Origin of the sequence: Pseudomonas sp. 43A, from assembly GCF_013363935.1 — a bacterium.
In the GTDB taxonomy this organism is placed as follows: Bacteria; Pseudomonadota; Gammaproteobacteria; order Pseudomonadales; family Pseudomonadaceae; genus Aquipseudomonas; species Aquipseudomonas crudilactis.
Map to the genome: position 1 here is coordinate 2,718,509 of NZ_CP054880.1, position 25,989 is coordinate 2,744,497.

21 protein-coding genes are annotated in these 25,989 nt (G+C 60.2%); 6 read left to right on the forward strand and 15 right to left on the reverse strand.

The window, feature by feature from the left end; all coding sequences use genetic code 11:
- Positions 1–144: 144 nt before the first annotated feature.
- On the forward strand, positions 145–1,179 hold the full coding sequence (gene selD / locus HUW52_RS12120) for a selenide, water dikinase SelD (RefSeq protein ID WP_016985324.1): 1,035 nt from the start codon (positions 145–147) through the stop codon (positions 1,177–1,179).
- A complete protein-coding gene (mnmH, locus tag HUW52_RS12125) occupies positions 1,179–2,282 on the forward strand; it encodes a tRNA 2-selenouridine(34) synthase MnmH (protein WP_175553760.1) in 1,104 nt (367 codons plus the stop codon). The genes selD and mnmH overlap by 1 nt, the downstream gene beginning before the upstream one ends.
- A gap of 119 nt (positions 2,283–2,401) precedes the next feature.
- Here the strand turns inward: mnmH and HUW52_RS12130 are convergent, their stop codons facing one another.
- Positions 2,402–3,076 carry a hypothetical protein gene (locus HUW52_RS12130; RefSeq protein ID WP_016985322.1) on the reverse strand — a complete coding sequence of 225 codons (675 nt, stop codon included), beginning with the start codon at positions 3,074–3,076 and terminating at the stop codon, positions 2,402–2,404.
- 283 nt (positions 3,077–3,359) lie between these two features.
- Here HUW52_RS12130 and HUW52_RS12135 point away from each other — a divergent pair, with 283 nt between their 5' ends.
- On the forward strand, positions 3,360–4,058 hold the full coding sequence (locus tag HUW52_RS12135; protein ID WP_016985321.1) for a glutathione binding-like protein: 699 nt from the start codon (positions 3,360–3,362) through the stop codon (positions 4,056–4,058).
- Between the two features lie 254 nt (positions 4,059–4,312).
- Positions 4,313–5,287, forward strand: a complete 975-nt coding sequence (gene hemB, locus HUW52_RS12140) for a porphobilinogen synthase (protein ID WP_150731622.1) — start codon at positions 4,313–4,315, stop codon at positions 5,285–5,287.
- Positions 5,288–5,411: 124 nt separating this feature from the next.
- Here hemB and HUW52_RS12145 read toward each other — a convergent pair whose 3' ends face one another.
- Together HUW52_RS12145 and HUW52_RS12150 are read right to left on the reverse strand one after the other, a co-directional pair.
- Positions 5,412–6,947, reverse strand: a complete 1,536-nt coding sequence (locus HUW52_RS12145) for an FAD-dependent oxidoreductase (protein WP_175553761.1) — start codon at positions 6,945–6,947, stop codon at positions 5,412–5,414.
- A gap of 283 nt (positions 6,948–7,230) precedes the next feature.
- Complete coding sequence (locus tag HUW52_RS12150) at positions 7,231–9,435, reverse strand: TonB-dependent siderophore receptor (RefSeq protein WP_016985319.1); 2,205 nt, start codon at positions 9,433–9,435, stop codon at positions 7,231–7,233.
- A gap of 268 nt (positions 9,436–9,703) precedes the next feature.
- On the opposite strand from HUW52_RS12150, the gene HUW52_RS12155 reads away from it, so the two are divergent.
- Positions 9,704–10,795, forward strand: coding sequence for a DUF1615 domain-containing protein (locus tag HUW52_RS12155; protein ID WP_016985318.1), 1,092 nt, complete (start codon positions 9,704–9,706; stop codon positions 10,793–10,795).
- Between the two features lie 71 nt (positions 10,796–10,866).
- On the opposite strand, the gene HUW52_RS12160 is transcribed toward HUW52_RS12155, so the two are convergent.
- From HUW52_RS12160 to HUW52_RS12215, 12 genes are all read right to left on the reverse strand, one after another.
- Positions 10,867–11,385, reverse strand: coding sequence for a hypothetical protein (locus HUW52_RS12160; protein WP_150694894.1), 519 nt, complete (start codon positions 11,383–11,385; stop codon positions 10,867–10,869).
- 132 nt (positions 11,386–11,517) lie between these two features.
- Positions 11,518–12,210 carry an anti-sigma factor domain-containing protein gene (locus tag HUW52_RS12165; RefSeq protein WP_175553762.1) on the reverse strand — a complete coding sequence of 231 codons (693 nt, stop codon included), beginning with the start codon at positions 12,208–12,210 and terminating at the stop codon, positions 11,518–11,520.
- On the reverse strand, positions 12,207–12,740 hold the full coding sequence (locus tag HUW52_RS12170) for a sigma-70 family RNA polymerase sigma factor (protein WP_026000513.1): 534 nt from the start codon (positions 12,738–12,740) through the stop codon (positions 12,207–12,209). Before HUW52_RS12170 ends, HUW52_RS12165 begins: the two co-directional genes overlap by 4 nt.
- A gap of 162 nt (positions 12,741–12,902) precedes the next feature.
- Positions 12,903–13,424 (reverse strand): DUF3455 domain-containing protein, encoded by a 522-nt coding sequence (locus HUW52_RS12175; RefSeq protein ID WP_175553763.1) that lies wholly within the window; start codon positions 13,422–13,424, stop codon positions 12,903–12,905.
- A 166-nt stretch (positions 13,425–13,590) separates the two neighbouring features.
- Entirely contained in the window at positions 13,591–15,225 is a 1,635-nt protein-coding gene (locus HUW52_RS12180) for an ABC transporter ATP-binding protein (protein WP_175553764.1), read from the reverse strand.
- A gap of 1 nt (position 15,226) precedes the next feature.
- Positions 15,227–16,249 carry an ABC transporter permease gene (locus HUW52_RS12185; RefSeq protein WP_175553765.1) on the reverse strand — a complete coding sequence of 341 codons (1,023 nt, stop codon included), beginning with the start codon at positions 16,247–16,249 and terminating at the stop codon, positions 15,227–15,229.
- Entirely contained in the window at positions 16,249–17,313 is a 1,065-nt protein-coding gene (locus tag HUW52_RS12190) for a microcin C ABC transporter permease YejB (RefSeq protein ID WP_175553766.1), read from the reverse strand. Before HUW52_RS12190 ends, HUW52_RS12185 begins: the two co-directional genes overlap by 1 nt.
- Position 17,314: 1 nt before the next feature.
- Positions 17,315–19,180, reverse strand: a complete 1,866-nt coding sequence (locus HUW52_RS12195) for an extracellular solute-binding protein (RefSeq protein ID WP_175553767.1) — start codon at positions 19,178–19,180, stop codon at positions 17,315–17,317.
- 149 nt (positions 19,181–19,329) lie between these two features.
- Positions 19,330–22,041, reverse strand: a complete 2,712-nt coding sequence (locus tag HUW52_RS12200; protein ID WP_175553768.1) for a TonB-dependent receptor — start codon at positions 22,039–22,041, stop codon at positions 19,330–19,332.
- A gap of 207 nt (positions 22,042–22,248) precedes the next feature.
- Positions 22,249–22,650, reverse strand: coding sequence for a biopolymer transporter ExbD (locus HUW52_RS12205; protein WP_007918272.1), 402 nt, complete (start codon positions 22,648–22,650; stop codon positions 22,249–22,251).
- Complete coding sequence (locus HUW52_RS12210; RefSeq protein WP_371748312.1) at positions 22,650–23,336, reverse strand: MotA/TolQ/ExbB proton channel family protein; 687 nt, start codon at positions 23,334–23,336, stop codon at positions 22,650–22,652. The genes HUW52_RS12205 and HUW52_RS12210 overlap by 1 nt, the downstream gene beginning before the upstream one ends.
- A gap of 67 nt (positions 23,337–23,403) precedes the next feature.
- Positions 23,404–24,225, reverse strand: coding sequence for an energy transducer TonB (locus HUW52_RS12215; RefSeq protein WP_175553769.1), 822 nt, complete (start codon positions 24,223–24,225; stop codon positions 23,404–23,406).
- 1,113 nt (positions 24,226–25,338) lie between these two features.
- Between HUW52_RS12215 and HUW52_RS12220 the strand changes: the two genes are divergently transcribed.
- The gene (locus tag HUW52_RS12220) at positions 25,339–25,962 is read left to right on the forward strand and encodes a glutathione S-transferase N-terminal domain-containing protein (protein WP_016983989.1); all 624 of its coding nucleotides are present in this window, start codon (positions 25,339–25,341) and stop codon (positions 25,960–25,962) included.
- The last annotated feature ends 27 nt before the right edge of the window (positions 25,963–25,989 follow it).

Sequence of the window (25,989 nt, forward strand, 5' to 3'; positions counted from 1 at the left end):
GGTTTTTTTTGCCTGTAAATTCTTTGGCAACCCGATGCTTGTGGTGACTGTTCGATTGCCTTCGCGAGCAGGCTCGGTCAGTGCAAAAATCTGCTGCCTCGTGCTCTGCTAGAATCGGCCCCATCAACAGCCTGAGACTCCCCCATGAGCGAGCCGATTCGTCTGACCCAATACAGCCACGGCGCCGGTTGCGGCTGCAAGATTTCCCCGCAGGTGCTGGAAGTGATTCTGGCCGGCAGCGGCGCACAGAACCTTGATCCGAAACTGTGGGTCGGCAATGCCTCGCGCGATGACGCGGCGGTGTACGAGATCGATGCCGAGCGCGGTGTGGTCTCGACCACGGATTTTTTCATGCCGATCGTCGACGACCCGTTCGACTTCGGCCGCATTGCCGCGACCAACGCGATCAGTGACATCTATGCGATGGGCGGCGATCCGCTGATGGCGATCGCCATTCTCGGCTGGCCGGTTAACGTGCTGGCGCCAGAAGTGGCGCGCGAAGTGATTCGCGGTGGTCGTGCCGTATGCGACGCCGCGGGCATTCCGCTGGCGGGCGGGCATTCGATCGATGCGCCGGAGCCGATCTTCGGCCTCGCTGTCACCGGTCTGGTGGAAAAGCGCCACATGAAGCGCAACGACACCGCCACCGCAGGTTGCCTGTTGTACCTGACCAAACCGCTGGGCATCGGCATCCTCACCACCGCCGAGAAGAAGGGCAAATTGCGCGCCGCCGATGTCGGCGTGGCCCGCGACTGGATGTGCACCCTGAACAAACCCGGCAGCCGCTTCGGCAAGCTCGCCGGCGTTACAGCGATGACCGACGTCACCGGTTTTGGTCTGCTCGGGCATCTGGTGGAAATGGCCGATGGCAGCAAGCTCACCGCACGTATCGCCTATGACCGCGTGCCGCGTCTGGACAGCGTCGAGTATTACCTCGATCAGGGCTGTGTGCCCGGCGGCACGTTGCGCAACTTCGACAGCTATGCGAGCAAGGTCGGCCGCGTGCAGGAGTTGCACAAACGCGTGCTCTGTGACCCGCAAACCAGCGGAGGTCTGCTGATCGCCGTTACCCCTGAAGGCGATGCCGAGTTCCTCGCCGTCGCCGCCGAACTGGGCCTGAACCTTGCGCCAATCGGCGAACTGGTTGAGCGACAGACGAACGCAGTCGAGGTGATTTGATGCTCCGCGACTGCACTGACTACCGTGACATTTTTCTCAACGACCGGCCCATGATGGATGCCCGTGCGCCAGTTGAGTTTTCCCACGGTGCGTTCCCCGGCGTGGTCAATCTGCCGCTGATGAACGACCGTGAGCGCGAACAGGTGGGTACCTGTTACAAACAGCACGGACAGCAAGCTGCGATTGCTTTGGGTGAGCGGCTGGTGTCCGCCGAGGTCCGGGAGCAGCGCATTCAAGGCTGGGTCGAGTTTGCCCGTAACAATCCTGATGGCTATTTGTATTGTTTTCGCGGCGGCCTGCGTTCACAGATTGTTCAGCAATGGATCAAGGACGAGGGCGGCATCGATTACCCGCGTGTCGGCGGCGGTTACAAGGCCATGCGCACATTCCTCCTGGAAACGGTCGATCAGGCTGTTGCCGAATGCGAACTGGTTCTGCTCGGCGGCATGACCGGCACCGGCAAGACCGAAGTGCTGGTGCAGTTGAGCAATGGCCTGGATCTGGAGGGCCATGCCAATCATCGGGGCTCGAGTTTCGGCAAGCGCGCCACCGAGCAACCGACCAACATCGATTTCGAAAACCGCCTGGCCGTTGACGTGCTGAAAAAACGCGCTGGCGGGATCGGGCAATTTGTTCTGGAGGACGAGAGCCGGGTGGTCGGCAGTTGTGCCTTGCCATTGCCTTTGTACAGGGGCATGCAAGCGGCCCCGCTGGTATGGTTGGAGGACAGCCTCGACAATCGGGTCGAGCGAATCCTGCAGGATTATGTGATTGACCTGCATGCCGAATTCGTTGCGGTGCATGGTGAGCAGGGCTTTGCGCTGTACGCCGAGCGATTGATTTCCAGCCTGAACAATATTCAGCGTCGCCTGGGTGGCGAGCGTTATCAGCGCATGTATTTGCAGATGGAAGCGGCACTGGCCGAACAGGCGCACAGCGGTTCGGTCGAGCTGTTCCGTGAGTGGATCGGCGTATTGCTGCGCGACTATTACGACCCGATGTATGTGTTTCAGCGCGAGAAGAAGGGCGGGCGGATCGAGTTTGCCGGGGAGCGTGGGGCGGTGCTTGAGTATTTGCGCGAGCGGGTCAGCCAAAAAGATTGAGGTTGTAGCGGCTGGCCTCTTCGCGAGCAGGCTCGCTCCCACAGGGGATTTGTATTTCACGCAGATCCAATGTGGGAGCGAGCCTGCTCGCGAAGGAGTCGGGTCAGGCCATACAAGACTCAGGTCGGGCAGGTTTCCTTGCCATGATCCAGCCCCTGCTTGTAGCTGTGGCTCTGCAGACTGGCCTTGCCGTTGTGCCAGGTCAGGGTCAGTACATACAGCGAGTCAAAATCGTTGCCCGCCCAGTCCTCGGTGATGTTCTGTTTCTCGCCGACCGCTTTGCCGGCCACCTTGTTGATCAGCTCCGGCAGATAGCCGTGGGACCACGCGGTGTAGATCGTCGAGTTGTGATACTTGTCTTCCAGCAGTTCGCGGGCCAGGTCACTGGTGTCGTTGGCCGAAAACTCGATATTCACCGGCAGGCCGAGCTTGATCGCGGCGGGGCTGATGGTCATCAGTGGGCGAATGTAGCTGTAGGAATTGTCCAGCTCTCCTTCCTCGACATTGCGCGTAGGGTTGGCGGCGAACACGTAGTCAGCCTTGCCGAACTTCTCCGGCAGCAGCGTCGACAGGTCGATGGCGCGGTTCAGGCCCTGGCAGTTGAGCTGGCCGAGACCGCCTTCGGGTTTCTCCGCATGGCGCAGGAACACCAGTGTCTGGGTGCCGTCCGCCGGTTGCGCGCGACTTTCGCTGGACTCAAGCGAAAGGAACAGCGCACTGACGGCCAGCAGGGAAGGCAGGGCCACATACGCGCGATGTTTGAAACGTTTGGCGAAACGCATAAGGTTCGTCATCAAATAGAAAGTTCTTCAGCTGATTCAATTAAGGCTGACAAACCTTTACACCGCGGGCTCCCAGCACCGGGTGTTTTCCCTGTCGTGAACAGCTTCCTCTGCGAGAAAGACATAGCTCAGAGTCCTCTGAGGCCCGTTGGTTCGATCCGAGCGAGTGCGTGGCACTCTAACGGCATCTTTCAAGGGCTTGGACGCAGGTTAACGACAGGATGTTACCGTTCGTGTAGGCGCTGCAGCAGGCCTACATTATGATCAGGCTTTAATTTGTGACTGGATGCTTCCCATGACCGATCTGTCCGCGTTCCCGATCACCCAGAAATGGCCGGCGCAGTACCCAGACTGGATTCAGCTCTATTCCTTGCCCACGCCCAACGGCGTGAAAGTCTCGATCATGCTCGAAGAAATCGGCCTGCCGTACGAGCCGCACAAGGTCGCTTTCGATAGTAATGATCAGTTGTCACCGGAGTTCCTGTCGCTGAACCCGAACAACAAGATCCCGGCAATCCTTGATCCCCATGGTCCCGAAGATAAGCCGCTGCCGCTGTTCGAATCCGGTGCGATCCTGATTTATCTGGCCGACAAAAGCGGCCAGTTGCTGGCCCAGGAAGGCGCGCTGCGCTACGAAACGATTCAGTGGCTGATGTTCCAGATGGGTGGCATCGGCCCGATGTTCGGCCAGCTCGGTTTCTTCAACAAATTCGCCGGCAAGGATTACGAGGACAAGCGTCCGCGTGATCGTTATGTCGATGAAAGCAAACGCCTGCTCAAAGTGCTCGATGGCCGGCTCGAGGGCCGTGACTGGATCATGGGTGAGCGCTACACCATTGCCGATATCGCCACGTTTCCGTGGGTGCGTAACCTGATCGGGTTTTATGAGGCCGGTGATCTGGTCGGCATTCAGAACTTCCCGAATGTCACTCGTGTGCTTGAGCGATTCCTCGCCCGCCCAGCGGTCATTCGCGGCCTGACCATCCCCTCGTAATCTCAGGGCTGCACACATAACCCTGTGGGAGCGAGCTTGCTCGCGAAGGCGTCGTGTCAGCCAGCATTTCTATTGCTGATACACCGACTTCGCGAGCAAGCTCGCTCCCACAGGGGATTTGTTGTGTCACAGCGATTATTGCACCCCCGGTAATGCACTCTTGATTGATCCAGGTTTGTACCCCAACCCCCGCAAGGCATAAGCTTCGCCCCCTACGACTTTCGTCTCATCTGCCGTTTTCAGGAAAGGCCCCCATGTCCAGTCAGTTCCCCGAAGCACGTCCCCGCCGTCTGCGCCGCAATGCGAGCCTGCGCAGCCTGTTCCAGGAAACCGAGTTCAGCCTGAATGATTTGGTGCTGCCGATTTTCGTCGAAGAGGAAATCGACGACTTCGTGCCAATCAAAAGCATGCCCGGGGTGATGCGCATTCCCGAGCGCAAGCTGGCCAGCGAAATCGAGCGCTATGCCCGTGCCGGCGTCAAGTCGGTGATGACCTTCGGCGTGTCCCACCATCTGGACAGCAACGGCAGCGACACCTGGCGCGAAGAAGGCCTGGTCTCGCGCATGTCGCGCATTGCCAAAGACGCAGTGCCGGAGATGATCGTGATGTCCGACACCTGCTTTTGCGAATACACCGATCACGGCCACTGCGGCGTGATGCACAACCATGAAGTCGACAACGACCAGACCCTGATCAACCTCGGCAAGCAAGCTGTGGCGGCGGCCCGCGCCGGTGCTGACGTGATCGCGCCGTCGGCGGCGATGGACGGTCAGGTGCGAGCGATTCGCCAGGCGCTGGATGCGGCCGGGTTCACGCAGATTCCGATCATGGCTTATTCGACCAAATTTGCTTCCGCGCTGTACGGCCCGTTCCGCGAAGCCGGTGGCAGCGCGCTGAAAGGCGACCGCAAAAGCTATCAGATGAACCCGATGAACCGCCGCGAAGCCCTGCGTGAATCGCTGCTCGACGAGCAGGAAGGCGCCGATGCGCTGATGGTCAAACCGGCCGGCGCGTACCTCGACATCATTCGCGACATCCGCGAGGCCTCGAACCTGCCGCTGGCGGCGTATCAGGTCAGCGGCGAGTACGCGATGATCAAGTTCGGCGCACAGGCCGGGGCGATTGATGAGGATCGTGTGGTGCGCGAGAGCCTGGGCGCGATCAAACGGGCGGGTGCGGATTTGATCTTCACTTACTTTGCGATGGATCTGGCATTGGCCGGGATCTAAGCAACACCGCAAACCCAAATGTAGGAGTGAGCCTGCTCGCGATAGCGTCTTGTCAACCGACATCAATGTTGACTGATACGACGCTATCGCGAGCAGGCTCACTCCTACAGGGGATTGTGGTGGGTCAGGGGCAGTTGAAGAACGGCCGGATGCCGTGATCGCGGAAATAGCGTTCAATCACCTTCGGATCCGCGCTGTTCTCGGCAATCGCCACATAGGTATCCGGGCGCAGCAGATAAAAGCCGTTGCGCCCCAATCCCGCCGTTTCAAACGCCGGGCGCCAGTCGAACACATGCAGCGGTAAATGGTGTTCATTGCACCAGGCAATCATTTCGTCGCTGGTGTCGCCGTACACATGCACCTGCCAGCACGGCTGTCTCAGCGGTTCGTAATTATCCCCCTCACCATCATGCGCCCAGGGCAAACGGTCACCGCCGTGGACGTGACCGGCCGCGCCCTGGCTCAGCGGCATGCCGCGATAGTGGAGGGTGACTTGCGACACCGTGCGAAAAAGGAATTCGCGACTGGCCTCGAACGAGGCCATTTTCGGGATCAGGAACGGTGCCACACGCATGCGCAGCAGATCGGCCATGCGCCCCTCGGCGGTGACGAAACTGAAGACTTTATCGGTGGTCGACACCAGCCTGCGGGCGAAGGCAATGCGTTCGGTTTCATAGCTGTCGAGCAGGCTCGGTTCGGCGGCGCCGCTGAGCACTGCAGCGAGTTTCCAAGCCAGATTGATCGCATCGCCGATACCGGTGTTCATGCCCTGACCGCCCGCCGGGCTGTGCACATGCGCGGCATCGCCAAGCAGAAACGCGCGGCCGCTGCGAAAATGCTCGGCCACGCGGTGATGCACACGGTAGGTCGAGAACCAGTGGACGTCTTCGATATGCACTTTCAGGTGTTCGATGGCGCGGCTGCTGACATCGGAAAATTCCAGGGTTTCGGCGCGATCCGCACGTTCATCACGCACGGTGCCGATCAGCCGCGCGCGGCCTTCGCCGGCCAGTGGAAACACGGCGAGGAAGTCCGCTTCATCCAGATCCAGATGCAACTCGCCGTTCATCGCCGGGCCGCTGGCCTTGACGTCGGCGACGTAGAAAATCTGCTGATAAGTGCCGCCGGGAAAATCCGTGTCGAGGGTTTTGCGCACCACTGAGCGGGCGCCATCACATCCGGCCAGATAACAGGCCTGGCAGATTTCCTGTTCACCGTCGGGCAGGCGCAGATGTGCGGTGAGGCCGTCGCCGGTTTCCTCGAAACTTTCCAGCATCGTGTCGCGTTCGACCGTGACGCCGTAGTCTTCGAGGCGCTCGATCAACAGCCGCTCATGCTCGTCCTGCGGGAAGATTTCGACGAACGCGTAGGGCGTCAGGCCTTCGCCGATGCGGTTCAGCGGCAATTGCGCGACCGGTTTGCCGTTGACCCAGAAATTCGCCGCCGCCACCCGATGACCATTGCGCACCACGGTGTCGGCGAGGTCCAGTTGCCGGTAGAGCTCGAGGGTGCGCGCCTGCACCGCCAGTGCTCGCGAAGTGGTGCCGGGTGCAGAGGTTTTATCGATGATGCGCACGCGTACGCCGAGTTTGCTCAGCCACAGGGCCAGCACCAGACCGGTCGGGCCGGCGCCGATGATTAGAACGTCGCTGCGGTTCATGGGGCTGTCCTCCGTTTGCTGTGCAGCAAGTATGGATCAGCAGGATAGGGTGGCCAGTGGATCGGCCAGACGGGGCTGTTTTGATGGTGTTCGGCTGGGGTGCTGTTGTGTGACGTAAATAGTGGCCCCTCACCCCAGCCCTCTCCCGAGGGAGAGGGAGCCAATTGGGGGCCTTTCAAAACCTGAGTTCGACTCGATATTTCAGGTCGGTGTAGCTTGCAAGAACACCACGGTCAGTCCCCTCTCCCTCCGGGAGAGGGCTAGGGTGAGGGGCTTTTCAGCGTTAGAAATCAATGGTGCCGGACAACTTGGCAACCCGCGGCTCACCCTGAGTCAGGTACCCACCCTGAGCCGATTCCCAGTACTTCTTGTTCGCCAGATTCTCCACGCCCAGACGCAACGTCACGTCCTTTTCCGAGACCTTGAACGCATAACGCGCACCGGCATCGAAACGGTTCCAGGTCGGCAGACTGAGGTTGTTCGCCGCATCGGCATATTGACCGCCGGTACGCAGCATCCGCGCGTTCAGCGCTACGCCTTGCAGGCCGGGCACGTCCCAATCCGCACCAGCGTTGAACTGGAAGGTCGGCACGCCGATCGCACGGTTACCGTCGTTGGCGCCGTTGAGGGTGTTCTTCAGTTCGGTGTCCATCAGGGTCAGGCCGCTGATCAGACGCAGGCCCTGGATCGGCTCGCCGAACACGTTCATTTCCACGCCTTTGTTGACCTGCTCGCCTTCACGCACGTAGGTGCAGGTGGTGGCGCTGTCGATTTCGCAGTAACCATCGCTTGGCTGTTCGATGCGATAGACACCCAGGCTGGCGCCGTAAGTGCCCATGTCGACTTTCACCCCGGCTTCGGTCTGTTTGGAACGCGCGGGTGCATAGACTTCGTTGCCGTTGGTCACACGGAAACCACCGGAACTGGTCGGCGAGGTCGGGCCCTGGGCCAGGCCTTCGATGTGGTTGGCGTAGAACGACACATGTTCCCACGGTTTGAACACCACGCCGTACACCGGGGTGGTGATCGATTCGTCGTAGCTCGACTTGCGATCGCCGCTGCCCCAACTGGCATAGTTGTAACCTTGCACCACCAGTTGCTGACGGCGCAGGCCGGCGGTGACCAGCAGGCGATCGTCGAAGAAACCGAGGGTGTCGGAAATCGCAATGCTGCGGTTGAAGGTCTTGCCGACGATGCCCGGATCATTCAAGTTGCCGCCGGCAAAATTGCCCACTGGCGACGGTGTTTGCACCGGGTGATAGATGTTGTTGGCGTATTGGGTCAGGTCGAAATCATAGGCACTGCGCTGTTCGGCCCAGATGCCGGTCAGGCCGAAGTTGAGCTTGTGGCTGACCGGACCGGTATCGAATTTACCGTTGAGGCCGGCCATCACACTGGTGTTGTCTTCATCGTGCGGAATGAACGAGCCGGTGGTGAACGAGGCGCCGTTGTTACCGACCAGGGTGGTCGAGTTGTAATTCCCGACTTCACGGGTGTGCTTGGCGCCGCCGGCGGCGTAGGCGGTCCAGTTGTCGTTCAGGTCGTACTCGGCGCGGAGCATGCCGAAGGTGTCTTCGATGTCGGTGTAGCCCCACTTCGGCGCGTAGTTGGTGTCGGCCGACGGCGCGTCCGGAATGTGCGTGGCGGTGCCGAGGTTGACCGAGTTGCGGCCACCGTTGACGCGTTCTTTCTGATAGGCGAAGTCGCCAGAGATGCGCAGGGCATCACCGCGATAGTCGAGGCCGATGGCGAACAGTTTCGAGCGCTGGTTCTCGTGATCGATACCGGTGTCGCCTTCGCGCTGCGACAGGTTGATCCGTGCGCCGAAGCGGTTGTCTTCACCGAAGCGCTGGCCGATGTCGAAGTGATGACCGATGCGGCCTTCGCTGTTGATGTCGGTGGTGTAACGACGCAATGGCACGTCACCGGCACGTTTTGGCTGCAGGTTGACGCCACCGCCGATGCCGGAACCGGTCGGGGTCACACCGTTGATAAAGGCGTTCGGGCCTTTGAACACTTCCACGCGCTCCAGCGCATCGGTGGAAATGATCTGCCGTGGCAGCACGCCGTACAGGCCGTTATAGGAAATGTCGTCGCCGTTCAGTGGCAGGCCACGGATCATGAAAACCTGCGCCTGGTTGGAGAAACCCGAGGCCTGCCGTACCGACGAATCGTTGAGCAACACGTCGGCAACGTCTTCGGCCTGCTGATCCTGAATCAATTGTTCGGTATAGGAGGCGGCGCTGAACGGCACGTCCATCATGTCCTGATTGCCGAGCACGCCAAGCTGGCCACCACGGGCGACCTGACCACCGGAGTAGACCGGGGGCAGGGCGTTCGGCGTCGGGGCTTGGGCATTGACGTTGACGTCGTCCAGCACCAGCGCCTTGTTATCGCCTTCAGCGGCGTGAGCGGTGACAGTCAGGGAGCACAGCAGGGCGAGAAGCGTCGGGCGAAACGGGACGGCGAGTCGAGCTGGAGCGGACATGTATGTACCTGGAGGCGCACGGCCAGTGAGAAAAATAAGGGCGGCGCGGGAACTCCTTGCGCAAATGCGACTCCAGGTGCAAATGATAGGTTTTCTCAGTAACGTTTTGCAATCAGTTTGTCATTAGTCTTGGAGAGCTCTATTTCAAGGCACTTGGCGACACAGGGAGATGAACATTCAGGGAACAGCGCCAAATCAGCGCAGTCCTAGCCTGCGCCACACCATTGATCGTATGGTGAACACGGCACAACGGACTGGATGAGGCTTCATGCACAATTTTCGATTACCGATCACGCTCGCTGCACTGCTGGTGCTCGCCGGTTGCGCCGGGCAGCGCAGCCAGGAACCGGTGCCCCGTGCGCCTGCTGAAGTCAAGGCTGAGATCGTGCGACTGATGCCGGCCAAGACCGCGGATCGCCAAGGCTGGGCCACTGATATCTATGCCGCGTTTGCCGCGCAGAACATCAGCCCGACCACGCAAAACCTCTGCTCGGTGCTGGCCGTTGCCGAACAGGAATCCACTTTTCAGGCCGACCCCACGGTGCCCGGCCTGGGTAAAATCGCTCGCGACGAAATCGACCGCCGCGCCGCCAAAGTGCACATCCCCAGCCTGTTGGTCAGCGGTGCTCTGCAAGTGCGTTCAACCAACGGCAAGACCTACAGCGAGCGCCTGAACGCAGCGCGCAGTGAAAAAGAACTGAGTGCAATCTTCGATGATTTCATCGGCAGGGTGCCCATGGGCCGCACGCTGTTCGGCGGCTTCAACCCGGTGCACACTGGCGGGCCGATGCAGGTCAGCATCGAGTTTGCCGAGCAGCACGCCAAGGATTATCCGTACCCGGTGGACGGCACGATCCGCCGTGAAGTGTTCAGCCGTCGCGGAGGCATGTATTTCGGCATCGCGCACTTGCTCGGTTATCCGGTGAGTTACCGCGAGCCGCTGTATCGCTTTGCCGACTTCAACGCTGGTTGGTACGCCAGTCGCAATGCCGCGTTTCAGAATGCGGTCAGTCGCGCCTCGGGCATCCCACTGGCGCTCGATGGCGACCTGATCCGCTACGACTCGATCATGCCCGGCGGCACGGAACTGGCGGTACGCACTCTCGGCAAGTCGCTGGGCATGCGCAACCCGACCATTCGCGATCAACTGGAGAAGGGCAAAACCCTGGAATTCGAAGAGACCAGACTCTATCAACGCGTTTTTGAGCTGGCGCAAAAGGCTGAAGGTAAATCATTGCCCCGTGCAGTGCTGCCGGGGATCGTGCTGCAAAGCCCGAAAATCACTCGCAAGCTGACTACGGCGTGGTTCGCCAAACGGGTGGATGAGCGCTACAGGCGCTGCATGGCCAAGGGCAGGTAAAACAGACGGACGTAAAAAACCCGGCTGACGTGCGCCGGGTTTCTCTGGGTTGTTGCGATGTTCCACTTCATTCAAGCGTTGCGAAGTTCGTTCAAACGATCTGCGCCACCTTCGGCGACGGTGTTGCCTTGCAGACGATCAGAGCCATCGGCGGCGACAGTGTTGCCCTGCAGACGATCAGAGCCATCGGCGGCGACAGTGTTGCCCTGCAGACGATCAGAGCCATCAGCGGCGACAGTGTTGCCCTGCAGACGATCAGAGCCATCGGCGGCGACAGTGTTGCCCTGCAGACGATCAGAACCATCAGCGGCGACAGTGTTGCCCTGCAGACGATCAGAGCCATCAGCAGCGACAGTGTTGCCCTGCAGACGATCAGAACCATCAGCGGCGACAGTGTTGCCCTGCAAACGATCAGAGCCATCAGCGGCGACAGTGTTGCCCTGCAGACGATCAGAACCATCCGCCGCAACAGCGTTCTGGTACAGACGATCGGAGCCGTCGGCGGCGATCATTGTGTGGGCCGGGGTAGCGGCGAAAGCGTTAACTGCGAAAACCGAGAAAGCGATGCTGAGAAGAGTCTGGCGTTTCATGATGGTGTGCTCCGGGGTGTTATTGGTTGGTATGGAGCAGATGTTACCCCCGGGATTTTTTATGAGAACTTCATTGCCGTGATTGTAAACATCGATGCCGATGATGTTTGCCAGAAGCCGCAGAGCAGAGCCTTACAGCACCTTCACTGCGCGCCCGATCGCCTGAATCGGCCCGGTCGGTTTGCCGATCGGCGAGCCGTTGGCGCTCTCTAGCGTCAGTTCGAACAACTGGTTCGGTTGCAGCGGCGGCAGCTTGTCCAGCGGCACCGACAGGGCCTGCCCCGGCTTGACCAAACCTAGCGAAACCGGCCCCTGCCAGCCATCAGCCTTGGTCCAGAATTCCAGTGCCTTGTCCGCCGGGACTTCGACCACACCCAGCGGTATCAACTGAATCTCCCGCGAATTGCTCGCCTGGATTACCCAGCCCGGCGCCTTGTCCTGCGGCGCGACCAGCACCACCAGAAAGCTTGGTTTCGGCGTGGTCTGGGTCAGCAGGATCGAACCCAGAATCAACGTGGCGACCAATCCGGCAGCACTCAATCCGCGCCATAGCGGCAGCAGGTTCCACCATGAAGTCGAGGGTGCTTTCGGCGTGAGTCGTTCGACACTGCGCTCAATGCGCGGCCACAACTGCGCCGACGGTTGTTGCGGTTCGGCCAGATCCGTCAGCTCCAGCAGGCGCCGTTCCCAGGCATCCACCGCGGCACGCAACTCGGGTTCATTCGGCAAGCGCCGTTGTACTTCGATCCGCTGTTCGGCAGGCAATGTGCCGAGCACATATTCGCCGGCCAGTTCATCCCGTTCCTGTGCCGATTCGCTGGTCATCCCATGCACTCCCGCAAGGCGTTGAGGCTGCGTTTGATCCACGCTTTGACCGTGCCCAGCGGCGTGTCGAGGCGCGCGGCAATCTGCGCGTGGCTGTAACCGTCGACATAGGCATGCAGGATGCAGTGGCGGCGTTGCGGCTCCAGTTGTTCCAGGCAACGGTGGATGCGCGCCGAATGTGCCTGGGCGTCGAAGTCGTTATCCTCCGCAGCCACCTCGTGAGCTTCGTCGAATGGTGTTTCCCGTCCGTGATCGCGCAGCAGATTCAGCGCCAGATGCCGGGTCACGCTGAACATCCAGCCACGCGCCGAACCGCGCGCCGGGTCAAACCCCGCCGCACCGTTCCAGATCTTGATAAACGCCTCATGGACAACGTCCTCCGCCAGCGCCGTGTCGCGCACCAGGCGCTTGGCCACACCGAGCAGACGCGGGCCTTCCTGCACATACAAATCGCGCAGGGCCGACCGCTCGCCGCGGGCACAGGCAGCGAGGCGGGCTTCGTAATCGAAAACGGATTCGGCTAAAGGCATGTCGTGCAATCTAGCTCACATTCCCCAAACATCCAGAACACATTGTCCACTGTGGGAGCGAGCTTGCTCGCGAAGGCGGCCGGTCAGAGAAGACTGTGTTGACTGACACTCCGCCTTCGCGAGCAAGCTCGCTCCCACAGGGTTTATCAGTGGTGCCAGGAATCAGTTCGCCGCCCAGAAGATGTAATCGGCCTGGTACTTCACCACTTCCTGCTTGCCCTTGTTCGCCGCCGTACATTCGCTGCCCGGCGCCACGCCGCCCTTGAGCGCGACCCGCTGGATGTAACTCACACCCGTCATCGCGCCTTTGCCTTCGGCGGGATTGGCCTTGACCAGTTGATAGGGCAGGTTGCCCGGAGTCGACGGCGCTACGGCCAATTGTGTGCCGGTGACTTTCGAACCGTCCTTGGCCTGCCAGGTGGCCGGCGGGCCGAAGTAGGTGCCGACCTGTTTGCCACTGCGATCATTGAGCACCGCTTTCGGGCCGACAAAGGTCCACTCGGTCTGTCCCGGGGTATTGGCTTTGTCACGGCATTCGTAGGTGATCTCGCCGACCCCGGTGGTCTCCATCGCGATCTTGTGGCCGTCCGGGACTTTGATCGCGTCGGGATAGCTGCTTTGGGCGAAGGTTGAGGCGCTGGCGGTGAGCAAACCGGTGAGGCAGATCAACTGGGTGATGTTCATCAGTATGTTTCTCCGAAAAGGGTAGATCGCTGGCAGCCGAAGAGGGCTGTTACAGGGACTACCCGTGACGGAGGTGTTTGGATGCAGTGCCTGAAAAATAAATTTCAAACCCCACCGATCCCATGTAGGAGTGAGCCTGCTCGCGATGGCGTCGTGTCAGCAAAATCTATATCACTGGAATACCGCTATCGCGAGCAGGCTCACTCCTACAGGGTTTTGTGTCGGACTTGAGGCCGGAGGCGTTCAGAAGTTCCTGGGTGTAGGGGTGTTTGGGCGCGGCGAAAATCTCCCGCGACGAACCCTGCTCAACAACTTTGCCATCCTTGATCACCATCAAGTCATGCGCCAACGCATGCACCACCGCCAGATCATGGCTGATGAACAAATAGGTCAGCCCATGCCTGATCTGCAATTGCCGCAACAACTCCACCACCTGCTTTTGCACCGTACGATCGAGCGCCGAGGTCGGTTCATCAAGCAGAATCAGCGCCGGTTCCAGCACCAGTGCGCGGGCGATGGAAATGCGCTGGCGCTGCCCACCGGAAAACTCGTGGGGATAACGATGCCGGCTCTGTGGATCGAGGCCGACTTCCTCCAGCACCCGAATCACTGCTGCTTCCCGCTCGGCTTCAGTGCCGATGCCATGGGTCAGCAACCCCTCGGCAATGATCTGCTGCACCGACATCCGTGGGCTGAGGCTGCCGAACGGATCCTGGAACACCACTTGAATCTGCCGCCGCAACGGCCGCATCAAGCGCTGATTGAGCAGGCTCAGTTGCTTGTTGCCGAAACGGATATTGCCCTCCGATTCGACCAGTCGCAGGATCGCTTGGCCTAACGTTGATTTGCCCGAACCCGACTCGCCAACAATCCCCAGCGTCTTGCCCCGTTGCAGGGTGAAACTGACGCCGTCCACCGCTTTGATGTAATCCTGCTGGCGACTGAACAACGCTTTGGGCAACGGAAACCACACCTTTAAGTCATCGACTTCGAGCAGGTTGTGATCATACTCACTCGGCACCGGCCCGCCGCTCGGCTCAGCCTCGATCAACAAACGACTGTAAGGATGCTGCGGCGCTCGAAACAGCGCTTCGCAATCCGCCTGCTCAACAATCTCGCCATGGCGCATCACGCACACCCGCTGCGCGATGCGCCGCACCAGATTGAGGTCATGGCTGATCAGCAACAGCGACATGCCCAGCCGTTGCTGCAACTCGATCAGCAACTCGAGAATCTTCTGCTGCACCGTGACATCCAGCGCCGTGGTCGGCTCATCGGCGATCAACAGTTCCGGCTCGTTGGCCAGTGCCATGGCGATCATCACCCGTTGCCGCTGCCCACCGGAGAGCTGATGCGGATAGGCTTTCAAACGCTGCAATGGCTGGCGAATACCGACCAGCTCCAGCAACTCCAACGTCCGTTCGCGGGCAGCACGTCCCTTCAGACCTTTGTGAATCTCCAGCACTTCGCTGACTTGCTTTTCCACTGTGTGCAACGGATTGAGCGAGGTCATCGGCTCCTGAAAAATCATCGCAATGCGGTTGCCACGCAAACCACGCATCTGCTGCTCGCTGGCGTGCAGCAAATCCACGCCGTTATAGCGGATCGCGCCGCTGCTGCTGACGTTCTTGCCCGGCAACAAACGCAGGATCGAATGCGCCGTCACCGACTTGCCCGAGCCGGATTCACCGACCAGTGCCAGGCACTCGCCCCGGCGAATATCCAGGTTCAAACCGTGCACCACTGCCTCCCCGGCGAAGGCCACGCGCAGATCGCGAATTTCAATCAGGTTGTCGTTCATCTCAGCTCCTTGGATCAAACGCATCACGGCAAGCCTCACCGATGAAAACCAACAAAGACAAAATCAGCGCCAAGGCAAAAAAAGCGGTCAACCCCAGCCACGGTGCTTGCAGATTGCGTTTGGCCTGACCGATCAACTCGCCCAGCGACGCAGTGCCGGCGGGCATACCGAAGCCGAGAAAATCCAGTGCGGTCAGGGTGGCGATGGCGCCGGTCAGAATGAACGGCAGGTAGGTGAGGGTGGAGGTCATGGCGTTGGGCAGGATGTGTCGGCACATCAGTTCGTTGTCGCTCAGGCCCAGCGCTCGCGCAGCTTTGACGTATTCCAGATTGCGTCCACGCAGAAACTCGGCGCGTACCACATCGACCAATGCCAGCCAGGAAAACAGCGCCATGATCCCCAGCAGCCACCAGAAACTCGGCGAGACAAACCCGGACAAAATGATCAGCAGGTACAGCACCGGCAACCCCGACCAGATCTCCAGCACGCGCTGCCCAAGCAAGTCGACCCAACCGCCGTAATAACCCTGCAACGCCCCGGCAACGATGCCGATCAGAGCACTGATGCCCGTGAGGATCAGCGCAAACAGGATCGAAATCCGCGTGCCGAAAATCACCCGTGCCAACACGTCGCGCGCCTGATCATCAGTGCCCAGCCAATTGCTCGATGACGGCGGACTCGGCGCCGGTTCGCTGAGGTCGTAATTGACCGTGTCGTAGCTGAACGGAATCGGCGGAAACAGCATCCAGCCGCCCTGATCCTCGATCAATTTGTGCACGTAACTGCTGGCGTAATCCGGTTGAAATGGCAGCTCACCACCGAAATCGGTTTCCAGGTAATCGCTGAGGATCGGGAAGTAGAAAGCGTCGTGATAGCGGATTACCAGTGGTTTGTCGTTGGCGATCAACTCACCGCCCAGACAAATCAGGCACAGTCCGATAAACAGCCACAGCGACCAGCGCCCACGCCGATTGGCTTTGAATTGCGCAACGCGACGCTGACCGAGAGGAGAAAGAGTGAACATCAGGCAGTCCTCGCCGAGAAGTCGATGCGCGGGTCGAGCAGGGTGTAGCAGAGGTCGCCGATCAGCTTGATCAGCAAACCGAAGAGGGTGAACAGAAACAGTGCGCCGAACACCACCGGGTAATCCCGCGAAACTGCCGCCTCGTAGCTCATGCGCCCGAGGCCGTCGAGGTTGAAGATGGTTTCGATCAGCAGGGAGCCGGCGAAAAACACCTCGATCAGCGCCGACGGCACACCGGCTACCACCAACAACATCGCATTGCGAAACACGTGGCCGTAGAGCACGCGGCGCTCGGTCAAACCCTTGGCCCGCGCGGTGATCACGTACTGGAGGCTGATCTCGTTGAGGAAGCTGTTTTTGGTGAGGATCGTCAGCGTGGCGAAGCCACCGATCACCAGCGCCGTCACCGGCAATACCAGGTGCCAGAGGTAGTCGCCGACCTTCCCCAGCGTGCTGAGGCTGTCGAAGTTATCCGAGACCAGCCCCTGCACTGGAAACCAGTTGACGTAGCTGCCACCGGCAAATACCACGATCAACAGAATCGCGAAGAGGAACGCTGGCATCGCGTAGCCGATGATGATTGCCGTGCTGCTCCAGACATCAAACGCGCTGCCGTTCTTGATCGCTTTGCGAATGCCCAGCGGGATCGAAATCAGGTAGGTGATCAGCGTCGCCCATAAACCCAGCGACAGCGACACCGGCAACTTCTGCACGATCAGATCAGTGACCTTGGCGCCGCGAAAAAAACTGCTGCCCAGATCCAGTTGCGCATAGTTTTTCAGCATCAGCCACAAACGTTCTTGCATCGGTTTGTCGAAGCCGTAATGGTGTTTGATTTCCTCGATCAGCGCCGGGTCGAGACCACGGCTGCTGCGCCCGGCGCCGCCAATCGCGGCAACCTCGCCACCGCCGCCCATGCTGTGCCCGCCGAAGCCTTGCAAGCGGGCGATGGCTTGCTCCACCGGGCCACCCGGCGCAGCCTGCACAATCAGAAAATTCACCACCAGAATGCACAGCAGCGTCGGGATGATCAGCAGCAAACGTCGACTCAGATAACGCAGCATGTCACTGGCCTCCCGCGAGCTGAGTGTGCATCTGCTGGGTGGTCAGCGCCTTGGCCGATACCTCCCACCAGGTGTTGAGGCCTTCGTCGTAGGCCGGTTGCACGGGCGGCATGCCGAAGCGGTTCTGATACACCGTCGGCGTGCCTTTGGAGTAATAGTTGGGAATCATGTAGTAACCCCATTGCAGCACCCGGTCGAGGGCGCGGGCGTAATGCACCATGGCGTCGCGGGTGTTGGCCTGCACCAGTCCGTCGATCAGTTGATCGACCGCCGGATTGGCCAGCACCATCGAGTTGGAACTGCCGACTTGCGTGGCACTTTGCGAGGCATACAGGCTGTACAACTCACGGCCGGGGGAGACGATCGGATCGCCGCTGCGCGGGAAACTGGTGACGATCATGTCGTAGTCGCGGGCGTTGAGGCGGTTGACGTATTGCGCCGAATCGATCCGTCGCAAATTCAGCGTGATGCCGATCTGCGCGAGGGTGCGTTTGAACGGCAGCAACATGCGGTCGAAGCCGCCCTGACCGTCGAGAAAAGTGAACTCAAGTGGCTCGCCAGCAGCATTGACCAGGCGATTGTGTTGCGGCGTCCAGCCAGCCTCGGCGAGCAGCTTCAGCGCTTGCAGTTGCTTGTCGCGGATGTAGCCGCTGCCATCGGTTTTTGGTGCCTGATAAACCTCGGTAAAGACCTCGTCGGGAATCTGCCCGCGGAGCGGTTCGAGGATCTTCAATTCTTCGGCGTCGGGCAGGGTGGTCGCGGCCATTTCGCTCTTTGGCCAGAAGCTGTTCTGGCGCACGTAGAAGCCGCGCATCATCTGCTTGTTGGTCCACTCAAAATCCCACAGCAGGCTGATCGCCTGACGCACGCGGCGATCCTGGAAGATCGGGTTCTGCAGGTTGAACACAAAGCCTTGGGCGGCGGTGGGTTTTTCCGGCGCCAGAATCGACTGCTGCAAGCGACCGTCGCGCAATGCCGGGCTGTCGTAGCCGACCACGTAGCCGGACGAGGAAAATTCGCGGTTGTAGTCGAACGCGCCGGCCTGCAACAACTGGCGGGCGACGTCGGTGTCGCCGTAGAAATTCACCGTGAGGGTGTCGAAGTTGTACATGCCGCGACTGACCGGCAGGTCCTTGCCCCACCAGTCCGGATCGCGCTGGAAACTGATGCTGCGCCCGGCGTCGACCTTGCTTATCCGATACGGGCCGCTGCCCAGCGGTGGCTCGAAACCGCCGCCATTGGCGAAATCGCGGGTCTTCCACCAGTGTTCGGGGACCACGCGCATCGTCGCCAAGTCTAGCGCCAAGGTGCGGTTGAGGTTGTTTTTGAAGGTGAAACGCACCTGTCGCGGGCCTTCGATCAGCACGTCCTGGACGTCGGCGTATTGCTGGCGATAACTCAGGCTGCCCTTGGTCATCAGCAGGTTGTACGTGTAGCGCACGTCTTCAGCAGTGATCGGCGTACCGTCGGCGAAGCGTGCTTTTGGATTGAGGGTGAAGCGCACCCACAAGCCATCCGGATCGCGCTCGATCTGTTGCGCGACCAGCGCGTAAACCGTGTACGGCTCGTCGAGCGAGCGGAACGCCAGCGGCGCATACACCCAGTCGTTGACCTGCACCACGGAAATGCCCTGATCGGCGTACGGGCTGATGTAGTTGTACTGGCCGATTTCCATCGACGCGCGGCTCAGCGAACCGCCCTTGGGCGCGTTGGGATCGACGAAATCGAAATGCTGGAAATTCGCCGGATACTTCGGCGCCTCGCCGTATACCGTCAGCGCATAACTGCCAGCGGCCAGCGCCGAGGTGCCAGTGCACAGCAGCGCACTGCCGAGCATCAGGCCAGCCATGTTGCGCAAAAAACTCATGAAGTCACTCCTCAAAATCCCTGAAAGAACCCGGCCCCCTGTGGGAGCGAGCTTGCTCGCGAATGCGGTGTATCAGTGAAGGATGTGTTGACTGATACGACGCCTTCGCGAGCAAGCTCACTCCCACATTGGGGGTATGGTGTTTCCGGTTAGAAGTGGTAAGTCATGCGCGCAAACAAGGTACGCCCCAGCGGGTCGGTGTAACGCGGGTCATAGCCGCTCTGGAAGTTGTAGGCCTGGTTGGAGAACGGCGGGTTGCGGTCGAACACGTTCTTCATCCCGGCATCGACATCCAGCACCTTGTTGAAGGTGTAACCGGCCGACAGGTCCCACACCGAATACGACGCCACCCGCGCGTGGGTATCGCGGTCGTAATCGTTGTAGCCGGTGGTGAAGCGGTTGGTCAGCGCCGCCCGTGCCGCGCCGAAGGTCCAGCTGCCGGTGAGGTTGTGCTTCCAGCGCGCGATCACGCCGTCACCCTGGAAGTCGCCGACCTTGTCGGTGAACGGGCCTTTGATGGTGCTCTGGAAGTCGTACTCGTCAACGTAAGTGCCTTGCAGCCCCAGACCGAACTGACCGTAAGGCGTGTTCGGGAAACGGTAATCCAGCGACACATCGACACCGTTGGTTTCGACGATGCCGAGGTTGGCGTTGCCGGTGACGATGTAGTTGAGCGTGCCGTCGGCATTGCGCACGAAGCGATCCGGGTAGGAGCCGGCCTGATCAAACACGGTGGATTCCGGGAACGGCTGGATCTGGTTGGAAATGTGAATCCACCAGAAATCCAGACCCAACGAGAGGTTGTTGATCGGCTGGTAGACGAAGCCCAGCGTCACGTTGCGCGCCTTCTCCGGGGCCAGGTCTTCGTTGCCGCCGATCTGGTTGAGGAACTGCTGACCGCAATCGCGGCCGCCGTTGCCGCCCGGTTGCACCACGCCGCCAGTACACAGTACCGGGTCGTTGTAGTAGCCCTGAGTGAAGGTGATGCTGCGCGGTGAATACAGCTCGTACAGCGACGGCGCACGGAAACCTTCGCTGTACGCGCCACGCACCACCAGCTCTTTCAACGGCTGATAACGGAACGAGTATTTCGGGTTGGTGGTGCTGCCGAAGTCGCTGTATTTGTCGTGACGCACGGCGGCGGACAGTTCGAGGCTGTCGAGCACCGGCACGTTGATTTCCGCGTAGGCGGCTTTGACGCTGCGGTCGCCCTCAACACTGCCGGCCGGGTCGATACCGAGGCTCTGAATGTCGCCGGCGAACGACTCGAAGTCCTGATGGAATTTCTCTTTGCGGTACTCGCCGCCCAGCGCCAGACCGGACGGACCGGCGCCGAACCAGTCGCCGATTTCACGACTGATACGACCATCGAAACCGGCTACACGGCCCACAGCAGTGGAATAGGCGCCGTGGTACGCCGCGTCGTCGATGTACTGCTGACCGGCGGCGGACTGCGGGCCGAACGGGTTGAGCAAACCACTGGCCAGACCATTGATCATCGCCTGGTCGCTGACAAAGCCATTGGTGACGCTGGAGACGATTTTGTTCTGGTTGTACGAGGCGCCGACGTTGTAATCCCAGCCGGCGACCAGACCATCGAAACTGAGCAGGAAGCGCTGGCTGGTGTTCTGGTCTTTCGATTCACGCGGGCCGGCAGCGGTTTCACGCCAGTTGACGTCCACCGGTTGGGTCGGGTCGAGGGCGAAATCGGTTGGCGCCGGGGTGATGCCGTTGCCGGGATAGTAGGGCGACGAGGAATCGAGGCTCAGACCGGTCAACGGCGCAGGGCCGATCGCCGTGGCGTTGTTGTTGCGCGACCAGAAGTATTCGAGATTGACGTTGTGATCGTCGCCGAGCTTGCCAGTGGTTTTGCCGAAGAACGAGGTCTTCTCGGTTTGCGGCACCAGATCGATGTATTCACGGGTGCTGAAGCGGCACAAGCCATCGCGGGCGATCAGGTTGGGGCCGTTGCAATTGCTGTTGGCCAAGGGATTGGTGGCGTTGCCGTTCTGGCTGTAGTTACCGGGAAACGCGGTGCCGGAGGTCTGATCGAGACCACGACCGGGCGCGTAGTCGGTGGCGAAGGAGCGGTCGTTGGCGTCGAGGTTCTGCTGCTTGTTGTAGTTGAACACGCCGAGGACGTTGAAACGGTCTTCTTCCAGGTCGCCGTAGCCCCAACTGGCGCTCATGTCTTTGGTCGCGCCGCCACCGCTGTGGGTCGGGGTTTCGCCGCCGAGGGTCAACTGGCCGTCGGTCAGGGATTTCTTGGTGATGAAGTTGATCACACCGCCGATGGCGTCAGTGCCGTACAGCGCCGAGGCGCCGTCACGCAACACTTCCACGCGCTCGATCGCGGCAAACGGGATCATGTTCAGATCCACCGCGCCGCCGGCCGAGTTGGTCCCCGACAAGGCGTTGTTGGCCAGGCGTCGACCGTTGAGCAACACCAGCGTCTTGTTCGCGCCGATGCCGCGCATGTCGGCGAACGAGGCGCCGCCAGTGGCTGCGCCGACTGAGCCTGCGCTGTTGTTGATCGACTGGCTGCCGGTGATGCGCTGCACCAGTTCGGCGGTGGTGGTCACGCCCTGTTTGCGCAGTTCATCGGCCTTGAGAATGGTGATCGGCACCGCCGTTTCCGCATCGACCCGGCGAATCGCCGAGCCCGTCACTTCCACCCGTTGCAGTTGCGTGGTCGGCGCAACCACCGCCGCAGCTGCCGGGACGGAAGCGTTGTCGTCCTCGGCCGCCTGCACAGTCCCGGCGCCCATCCCCATGGCCACCAGATACAACGGAACAAAACGGTGGCGAGAAATCGTTGCCACCAAGGGTTTGAGCGTGAAGCGTGGAGTGTTCATCAGCATGGTTATTTCCGACTTTTTAGACGTTATCGAATTGGCCTTGTGAGCCCCTCATTGCTCCGCTATCGGTGATACCGCGTGCGGAAAACCACTTTCTTCAAGCAAGCCGATCCCCTCCGAAGACGCGTGGCGTTTTTTCGGTCGGCTGATTGCGACGGGATTCAGCGGGCGGTGGCGGGCGCGTCTCTCAAGACGCGGCCGCCACCGTACTCAGTGGGTGGTCATCACCGAAATCTTGGTAATGCCCGAGCGTTCGATCGACGCCATGGCTTTCGCCACCTGGCCGTAATTGACGGCGGAGTCGGCCTGCAACTGCACGCGCACTTCGGCGTCCTTGGCCTTGACCTCCTTGAGGCTGGCCTCCAGCGATTCCGGGGCCAGCTCGGTTTTCGCCAGATAGAACTTGCCGTCCTGATCGACGCTGACCACCACCGGGTCTTTCTTTTCGGCGGGGGCGACGGCGTCGGTTTTCGGCAGGTTCACCTTGATCGCGTTGGTCATCAGCGGCGCGGTGACGATGAACACCACCAACAGCACGAGCATCACGTCGACCAGCGGCGTGACGTTCATTTCGCTGAGCACTTCATCGCTGTCCTGAGTAGAAAAAGACATCAGCTGGCCTCCCGCACGGCGGCTGTGGTTTTGCTGGCGATGGCCTGACGGCTGATGGAAAACGCGCTGCGCGAGGCGAGGGCGTCGAAGTCGTGGGCGAAGTCATCCATGTCGGCCGAAGCAAGTTTCAAACGACGCAGGAAAAAGTTGTAAATCAGCACCGCCGGTACGGCGACGGCGATACCGACGCCGGTGGCGATCAGCGCGTGACCGATCGGCCCGGCGACTGCTTCAAGGCTGGCCGAGCCGGTTTCGCCGATGCTTTTCAGCGCTTCCATGATTCCCCACACGGTGCCGAACAAACCAATGAACGGCGCGGTGCTGCCGATACTGGCGAGGATCGCCTGGCCGTTTTCCAGCGAGCGGCGTTCCTTCTGGATCTGCTGGCGCAGGTTGCGTTCCAGGCGATCCGAACGGTTGATGGTGTGCGCCAGTTGTTGCGTGGTGCGCGGCGAATCTTCCACCAGCAGCGCCTCGAAACCGCTGCTGGCGATGCGCGCCAGCGAACCCGGATACTGGCTGGCGTGTTCGGCGGCGGTGAGCAGATCCGGCGCGCCCCAGAAGGCTTTGCTGAACTGTTTGTTCTGCGCTTTCTGGCGCAGGTACTGCGCCGACTTGACCAGCAGGATCGCCCAGCTGACCACGGAAAACAGCACCAGACCCCAGAGCACGCCGGGGACAATCATCGAAGACAAATCGTTCATGGTGATACCTCGCTTGCGTTATTCGGTTGTGCGTTGATTGAGCATTCGGTTATTGCGGCAATTTGAAATCGATGGTCTGGGTGGCGAAGCCGTCGATCGGCGTGTCACCGCGTTTGGCCGGAATAAACTTCCAGTTCTTCACTGCCGCGACAGCGGCGTCATCCAGTTGCGGCTTGCCGCTGGATTTGGTCACCGTCACCGAGCCGGCGCGACCGTTGGCCAGCACCTGAATGCGCAGCACCACGCTGCCTTCCCAGTTGCGCCGCAGGGCCAGCGACGGGTATTCCGGTGGCGGGTTGCCGAGGCTGGCGAGGCCGGAAACAGCTGCCGATTCCTTCACCGGACCGGGCGCGGCGGCAGGGGCCGGTGGCGCGCTCGGGGTGGCTGGCGCAGCGGGTGCAGCCGGTTGTGCCGGGGCCGGTGGCGCTTTCGGCGGCTCGACCTTTTTCACCGGTTTCGGCTTCTCGACCGGTTTCGGTTTTTCGATCGACTTGGGTTTCTCCAGCGGTTTCGGTGGTGGCTTGACCGCGTCTTCGTCTTCCACCGGTTGTTCAGGCTCCGGTGGGGGAGGCGGCGGTGGCGGTGGTGGTTCCGGCGTCGGCGGTGCCGGTGGCGTCGGGCTGGTCAGCTCGACGGTCATTTCCGGAATCTGCGGTGGCGTTGGCAATGGCTCTGTTCTGGACTGCTGGAGAAACCACCAGGCGCCGCCATGTATCAGCGCCGACACAGCGACCAGCAACACCATCTGCTGTTTATTCATACCGCCGGGTTGTGAGGTATTGGCTTTAAACGCCGGCCTGCCCGGTGGCGGCGGGACTGGCGCTTCCCGCAACGGCCCCGGCAGGGTTCTGTGCTTTACCGCATCGTTCATTAAAGCTCCCTCGGGTTGATGAAGGGCAATAAGGTGCCGTCCGAACATCCAGGGGATATTCGAGTGGGTGGGTGCAACTTTCTTCAAGGTGTGCAGAAGCCGATAGTTGAACTATCCGGTGAACAAGGCTTGTGCAAACTTACTGGCTTGGCGCTATCGACTTCGAGTGTTCATTAGCCATTCCCTGGTTGTTCTTCTATTGCGTAAGACAACGGTCGGTGTCTCATGCTTGTTACACATAGCAACCGCTGTGCCACATGTTGCTGAAATGTAGAGTGCGTATTTCATGAGTGTTACCGATGTCGCATTTATATAAGTTTTACCCTTGTCGTGGTTTTTCCATGGCGCGCAGATTCCCGTGACTCCGGTTGAGGGAGCTTTTTCACAGGCGAGTCAGGCTGTGCGCCATATCACGCGGGCTGGCGGGATAGAGCGCCTGCGCAGCTGGCGGCCAGGGCACTTGCTGGTGCGCGGCGGACTGAATTGGTGCGGGTCAATGTTTTAGCGGCTCACGGGGCATGTTCCTTGTTGTTGTTTAAATGAAATCGCTGTTTGAAGTATTGAATAGTTGAAACCCGTGGAGCAGTTTTGGTGCACTTGCAATGGCGCTGAAAGTTATTGTTCGACAATCCTGCTTGCGTTCATTCAATACATTGGTTGTGCAATAACTTTGTGAGTTGTATTTAAAAAATAAATAGCGCGCCATTGCCGGCGAATAAGTCATTGCCGGTCACGGGGCGCGGTCGTGGATTCAGGTAATAAAATAAAGGCGTTGGTCGCCGGGACTGTTCGAATGAACTCGGCGTTGTGCACAAAGAGGCGAGCAGAGGTTGATGCGGCAGAGCGTTTGAAGATTCACGCGGTGAACTCCTTGATGCCAGCTCGGATACGCGAACTTTTGGTTCGGTATCGCACCTTACAAGAACGCGGATAGCGTTCGATGATTGCTCTTGGTGCGGGATGGGCACCGCCAGCGCTGTTTTGCGAGGTTTGAATTCGCAAGTCGCGAGTGCATGGGAAAACCGTGCCAAAGCCGATACACAGGCAGATTATTTCTACATCCACGCTACAGCCATCTACCCTGTGGCAATGGTCTTTTCGGGGGGATTGGATATGTACCAGCTCTACGGGCACAGAAATTCAGGCGCAGCCGCCATCGAAGCGGCGCTGGAACTGTGCCAGATCGCTTACCGTTTCATTGATATCGAGGCCAGCACCGAAGCCGCCGAGGCGCTGGCTCAGCTCAATCCACTCAAGCAGATACCGACCTTGCAACTGCCTGACGGCAGCGCCATCACCGAGAGCGCGGCGATCCTGATTCATCTGGGCCTGACGTTTCCCAAGTCCGGCCTGCTGCCTGCCAAGGCGGATGATCGCGATCAGGCGATCCGCGGTCTGGTCTACATCGTCAGCAATTGCTACGCAGCGATCGGCGTCATTGATTATCCGGAGCGCTGGCTGCTGATGCCTGACGAAGCCTCGCGGCAGAACCTGGTCGCCGGCGCCCGCGAGCGATTGCACTGGAGTTGGGAGGTGTTTGCCGACCAGTTTTCAGCGGAGTTGTATCTGGATGACGAAACGCCGGGGGCACTGGATGTGCTGGCGGCAGTAGTGACGCGTTGGGCGGGGAGCCGCGAGCATTTACGGCAGGCGCGACCGGGGTTTTATGCGTGGTTGCAGCGGATTGACCGGCATCCGGTGCTGGCACCGGTGTTTGCCCGGCATTGGCCTGCCTGAGCACCAAAGAACCCTGTGGGAGCGAGC

Coding starts and splice junctions, on each gene's coding strand:
- selD (WP_016985324.1), top strand. CDS start 145: ATGAGCGAGCCGATTCGTCTGACCCAATACAGCCACGGCGCCGGTTGC.
- mnmH (WP_175553760.1), top strand. CDS start 1,179: ATGCTCCGCGACTGCACTGACTACCGTGACATTTTTCTCAACGACCGG.
- HUW52_RS12130 (WP_016985322.1), bottom strand. CDS start 3,076: ATGACGAACCTTATGCGTTTCGCCAAACGTTTCAAACATCGCGCGTAT.
- HUW52_RS12135 (WP_016985321.1), top strand. CDS start 3,360: ATGACCGATCTGTCCGCGTTCCCGATCACCCAGAAATGGCCGGCGCAG.
- hemB (WP_150731622.1), top strand. CDS start 4,313: ATGTCCAGTCAGTTCCCCGAAGCACGTCCCCGCCGTCTGCGCCGCAAT.
- HUW52_RS12145 (WP_175553761.1), bottom strand. CDS start 6,947: ATGAACCGCAGCGACGTTCTAATCATCGGCGCCGGCCCGACCGGTCTG.
- HUW52_RS12150 (WP_016985319.1), bottom strand. CDS start 9,435: ATGTCCGCTCCAGCTCGACTCGCCGTCCCGTTTCGCCCGACGCTTCTC.
- HUW52_RS12155 (WP_016985318.1), top strand. CDS start 9,704: ATGCACAATTTTCGATTACCGATCACGCTCGCTGCACTGCTGGTGCTC.
- HUW52_RS12160 (WP_150694894.1), bottom strand. CDS start 11,385: ATGAAACGCCAGACTCTTCTCAGCATCGCTTTCTCGGTTTTCGCAGTT.
- HUW52_RS12165 (WP_175553762.1), bottom strand. CDS start 12,210: ATGACCAGCGAATCGGCACAGGAACGGGATGAACTGGCCGGCGAATAT.
- HUW52_RS12170 (WP_026000513.1), bottom strand. CDS start 12,740: ATGCCTTTAGCCGAATCCGTTTTCGATTACGAAGCCCGCCTCGCTGCC.
- HUW52_RS12175 (WP_175553763.1), bottom strand. CDS start 13,424: ATGAACATCACCCAGTTGATCTGCCTCACCGGTTTGCTCACCGCCAGC.
- HUW52_RS12180 (WP_175553764.1), bottom strand. CDS start 15,225: ATGAACGACAACCTGATTGAAATTCGCGATCTGCGCGTGGCCTTCGCC.
- HUW52_RS12185 (WP_175553765.1), bottom strand. CDS start 16,249: ATGTTCACTCTTTCTCCTCTCGGTCAGCGTCGCGTTGCGCAATTCAAA.
- HUW52_RS12190 (WP_175553766.1), bottom strand. CDS start 17,313: ATGCTGCGTTATCTGAGTCGACGTTTGCTGCTGATCATCCCGACGCTG.
- HUW52_RS12195 (WP_175553767.1), bottom strand. CDS start 19,180: ATGAGTTTTTTGCGCAACATGGCTGGCCTGATGCTCGGCAGTGCGCTG.
- HUW52_RS12200 (WP_175553768.1), bottom strand. CDS start 22,041: ATGCTGATGAACACTCCACGCTTCACGCTCAAACCCTTGGTGGCAACG.
- HUW52_RS12205 (WP_007918272.1), bottom strand. CDS start 22,650: ATGTCTTTTTCTACTCAGGACAGCGATGAAGTGCTCAGCGAAATGAAC.
- HUW52_RS12210 (WP_371748312.1), bottom strand. CDS start 23,336: ATGATTGTCCCCGGCGTGCTCTGGGGTCTGGTGCTGTTTTCCGTGGTC.
- HUW52_RS12215 (WP_175553769.1), bottom strand. CDS start 24,225: ATGAACGATGCGGTAAAGCACAGAACCCTGCCGGGGCCGTTGCGGGAA.
- HUW52_RS12220 (WP_016983989.1), top strand. CDS start 25,339: ATGTACCAGCTCTACGGGCACAGAAATTCAGGCGCAGCCGCCATCGAA.